The sequence below is a fragment of the Nostoc sp. UCD121 genome, assembly GCF_014222285.1.
Lineage (GTDB): Bacteria > Cyanobacteriota > Cyanobacteriia > Cyanobacteriales > Nostocaceae > Nostoc.
On record NZ_JACKZS010000366.1, the window covers coordinates 1 to 4,240 of the forward strand.

Annotated in this window: 4 protein-coding genes; 2 read left to right on the top strand and 2 right to left on the bottom strand. The window is 42.8% G+C overall.

Annotated features, from left to right (window positions below):
- Both GNF10_RS35570 and GNF10_RS35575 read right to left on the bottom strand, forming a co-directional pair.
- On the bottom strand, positions 1–315 hold a 315-nt coding region (locus tag GNF10_RS35570), incomplete at its 3' end, for a hypothetical protein (protein ID WP_185607430.1).
- A gap of 529 nt (positions 316–844) precedes the next feature.
- Positions 845–1,042 (bottom strand): hypothetical protein, encoded by a 198-nt coding sequence (locus tag GNF10_RS35575; RefSeq protein ID WP_185580799.1) that lies wholly within the window; start codon positions 1,040–1,042, stop codon positions 845–847.
- 505 nt (positions 1,043–1,547) lie between these two features.
- Between GNF10_RS35575 and GNF10_RS35580 the strand changes: the two genes are divergently transcribed.
- Positions 1,548–2,267 carry a hypothetical protein gene (locus tag GNF10_RS35580; protein ID WP_185580798.1) on the top strand — a complete coding sequence of 240 codons (720 nt, stop codon included), beginning with the start codon at positions 1,548–1,550 and terminating at the stop codon, positions 2,265–2,267.
- Between the two features lie 105 nt (positions 2,268–2,372).
- Positions 2,373–4,211, top strand: coding sequence for a penicillin-binding protein 2 (locus GNF10_RS35585; RefSeq protein WP_185580797.1), 1,839 nt, complete (start codon positions 2,373–2,375; stop codon positions 4,209–4,211).
- Positions 4,212–4,240 lie beyond the last annotated feature (29 nt).

The window sequence follows — 4,240 nt, forward strand, 5'->3', positions numbered from 1 at the left end:
AAACTGAAGTAAGGTTTTACGTAGGCGAAGCAAGAAAATTTGATCGCGAATTTTGGGGTCTAGTTTTGGTGGTGGGGCTTCTTGAAGCTGTGCTTGTAATTGAATGTATTCGGCAGCTGTTAGGGAGCTTCCATCAATTGGCGATCGCGCTTCTATGATAATCTTTGTCCGTAATATTTCTTCTGGTGTATCTTCTGGTGGCGGTAATGCTATGACTGCCGATGATGTCCAATAGCCACTTACCACAATAAAAGTTGCACTCATCACAAACAAGCTCAGAAATTTTACTGCCTTTCTCGCTTTAACTCTCCCCATCTCCTGAACTGCATTCACAACGCAGCATGAAAATCTGTTTCCCAGTACCAAATTCCCAAAGTTATAAATTTTACCAATAAAAATCTGGCAATACCAAGAAACATCACTAGGTCTGTCCTAATACAGAATAGACTACAGGGAATGCTCTTGAGCAATTGCCAGCGATCGCAATGAATTCTTTTGTCCTCTCAAAACTCAGGAGTTTAAGCTATTCCAAACACTAAATTGTGGAAGTATTTTGCCCACAAGATGGCTTAGATTTACGGAACTAAACTCTCTTTTACTTGGAATAAGGTTCGGTCAGGCGAGAATTTTCAGGCGGACACTTGGTTGACAAGGTAATCCTCATCACCAGTGTCCTTTGTTACTGCCCTACTTAGCTGATATTTAAGCAAACTCTAAGCTCTGATACACCAAAAGAAAGAGAAAGGTTTCTAGATAAACCTATTAATTCAAGCTATGTGGTGACGAACGTTGTTACTAAGCTGTTTTGGGCATGATTTCCACTAAAGCTAAAGCTAAAGATGCCTTATTTAGGAGTAGCAGCAGGTGTAACCGCAGGTGTAGCCGCAGGTGTAGTTTTAGTAGCGGGAGGCGCATCAGTTGGTTCACCTGTAGCAGCAGGAGTACTAGTAGTAGTACCACCATTACCACCGCCTTCACCACAGGCTCCCAGAATTGTAGCCAGACTTAAGATTACAGCCAAACCAAAGATTTTTGTTTTCATAACTCCTCTTTCACCAATTGTGGCTAGAAAAATTTTTCGCCTGTTGAATACGATACCGTATTTATTGCTTTTTTTTTAATGCTGTGAGATTACATACTTAAAAAAAATAATCCTTTGGGATATTCTTTTTGGCAGTATGTCTCATACAGCTATCTGATTAGTTTCTCTTAACTCAGAAGCAAAAAGGAAATTACCAAATTTTCTAGCAAACCGAGCTATCATAACAAAAAATTTTATTTTTTTCACAGAGTATTGCACCTTGCTGTCCGGCGTTGCCATACTTTAGGTGCTATCTCTAAAGGGTAAGCTGTCCAGTTGCTAATCGCTGATTGCAAACATTGCAATATCTAGAGGATGCAAACATTGGTACAGCTACCTATCAGAACAGTTAAAAGGGTGTAGTCTGTTATGTGTGCTTGTTGCACAGAAGTAAGTCTTAACCCTATCAAAAACAGACAATCAAGAAAATCAATCTAAAGTACAGTATTTTCCATCTAAAAAATTTATGGTAGTTGCTCGTAAATCTGCTATTTCTGGAAAGGGTAATTGGTTCTGGCGAGATTCTATGTTTTCTTTAGGAAGGCGACGTTCTGCGCGTATAGAGTCGGTAGCACAGAGCGGTGCTACACCAACACCAGTGACCAAATCCATACCCTTATCCTCTCAAAGACAACAGCGTTCCTCAAAAAATTTAGCGGTTTCTGCCACCAATAAGGCAGCTATGCCCAAATCGGTGAAAGAGTTGGGTAGACAAAAGTTACCAAATCTCAATGAGCAGTCCAGTGCGACTCAGAAAAGTTCAGGGGTAGATTTTCTTAAACTTCCCACAATGCCTAATTCTCGAGCCGTACCTTTATGGTTGTTGCGCTTGTACACATTTCATCGTTATTCGACAGTTTTGGCGTTTTTGCTAGTAGCATCGACACTTGCCATTTATGGCTGGACAGTATATTCTCAAGAGCTTTGGAGTAAGTCATATCGCAGACTGCAAAACCTCCAACGTCATGAGCGGCTACTAACGACAACCAACGCCACGCTGACAAATAGAATGGCTAAGGAAGCAGAACAATCAACAGCAGGGCTAGTATTACCAACTCCACAAGGAATGATTTTCTTGTCTCCAGCACCTCATAAGCCTAAGCCAGCATCATCTAATAACATAACGCCTAACATAACGCCAAGTTCGGAAACGCAACGGCAAACGCTATCACCACTTGGATATTAAGAGTTAGGAGAGACGCGATTAATCGCGTCTGTACAGGAGTTATGGAGTAACTAACTTTAAGTTTGGACTTTTGACTCCGAAAAGTAATTTGGTACTGAGTAGGCAATGCAAAAATTACCAAGCAGAACAAGATTAAAAAAGTCTCGGAATCCAGGATTCAAAAAGCAGCAGAAGGGTTCTAAACGAGGGTTGTTGGGGACACTTGCCTCTAATATCCAAAATCAAACATCCAATACCAATTCCCGGCTGTTCCTCGTCTGGGGCGTATTAATGGCAGCAGGATTGGGGTTAGGTATCAAGTTGTATAACTTGCAAATTGTCAAGGGGACAAAATTAACAGAGCAGGCGCGGAACCAGCAAATGGTGGATTTGCGACCTTTTATGCCCCGTCGCCCGGTGGTAGATCGCAATAGTGAACTGTTGGCGATTGACCGTCCTGTGTATACTTTGTACGCTCATCCCAAGCTGTTTGATAAGTCTAATGAAGAGATGGCAGAGCGACTTGCCCCAATATTGGCCAAAGATACTGCTGAATTGGTGAAAAGTTTTCAAAGTAAAAGAAGCGGAATTATACTTGCCCCAGCCCTACCGGAAGAAATTATTGATCGCGTGACTTCTTTGCGTTTAAATGGCTTGGAGTTAATTCAAAAATACTCCCGATATTATCCGCCAGACGATTTGGTTTCTGATGTGGTGGGTTATGTAAATGTCGACCGTCGTGGTCAAGCAGGTGTGGAATATTCTCAAGAGAAGTTGTTAGAACGTCCTGTGCAAACGGTGCGGCTCAGTCGCTCTGGTAATGGAGCCGTGATGCCGGATCATGCACCGGAAGGTTTTCTGCATTTTGATGATTTGCGGCTGCAACTCACAATCGATAGCCGTCTGCAACGGATTGCTAGCCTGGCACTCAAACAACAAATGGAGAAGTTTGATGCTAAACGTGGGGCGGTAATTGTAATGGATGCGTTGGATGGTTCCTTACTCGCCCTCGTTTCTCAGCCTACCTATAACCCTAATGAATACGCTAAAGCTAATATCTCGCTGTTTAAAAACTGGACGGTGGCGGATCTTTATGAACCAGGCTCGACTTTTAAGCCTTTGAATGTGGCGATCGCTCTGGAAAATAATGTCATCAAACCAGATGATATGTTTAATGACTCCGGTTCTATTCGAGTGGCTAATTACACCATCAAAAATGCCATGAATAATGGTAATGGGCGAATCAGTATCGCTCAGATTTTGCAATATTCCAGCAACATTGGCATGGTGCAAATTATCCAACGCTTAAAGCCTTCAATTTACTACAACTGGTTAGAACGCTTGGGGCTAGGACAAAAAGTTGATACAGATTTGCCTTTTGAAGTTGGCGGTCGGCTCAAAAGTCAAGAAGAATTTATCGCTTCGCCAATTGAACCAGCTACTACTTCCTTTGGGCAAGGTTTTTCGATGACACCAATACAGCTAGTGCAAATGCACGGTGCTTTAGCCAATGGCGGTAAATTGGTTACACCCCATGTAGTTCGAGGGTTGATTGATACCAAAGGGCAGATGCATGATTCACCCACTCGGAATATATCACGCCAAATTTTCTCAGCCGCAACAGCCCAAAAGGTTGTAGAAATGATGGAAACTGTTGTTGAAGAAGGAAGTGGGAAGGCTTCACAAATTCCCGGATATCGGATTGCTGGTAAAACTGGTACAGCCCAAAAAGCTAGTCCTAATGGTGGTTATATCAAGGGTGCTAGAATGACGAGCTTCGTGGCTATTTTACCAGTAGAATCTCCTCGCTATGTAGTGTTTGCACTGGTAGATGAGCCAAAAGGAGAAAGTGCTTATGGTTCTACTGTTGCCGCACCAATTGTTAAGTCGGTAATCGAAGCACTGATTCCTCTTGAGGAGATTCCGCCAAGTAAGCCGATTGAGCAACAGCCGAAAGCGCCGTAGGGAGTAGGGGCAGGGGAGCAGGGGCAGGG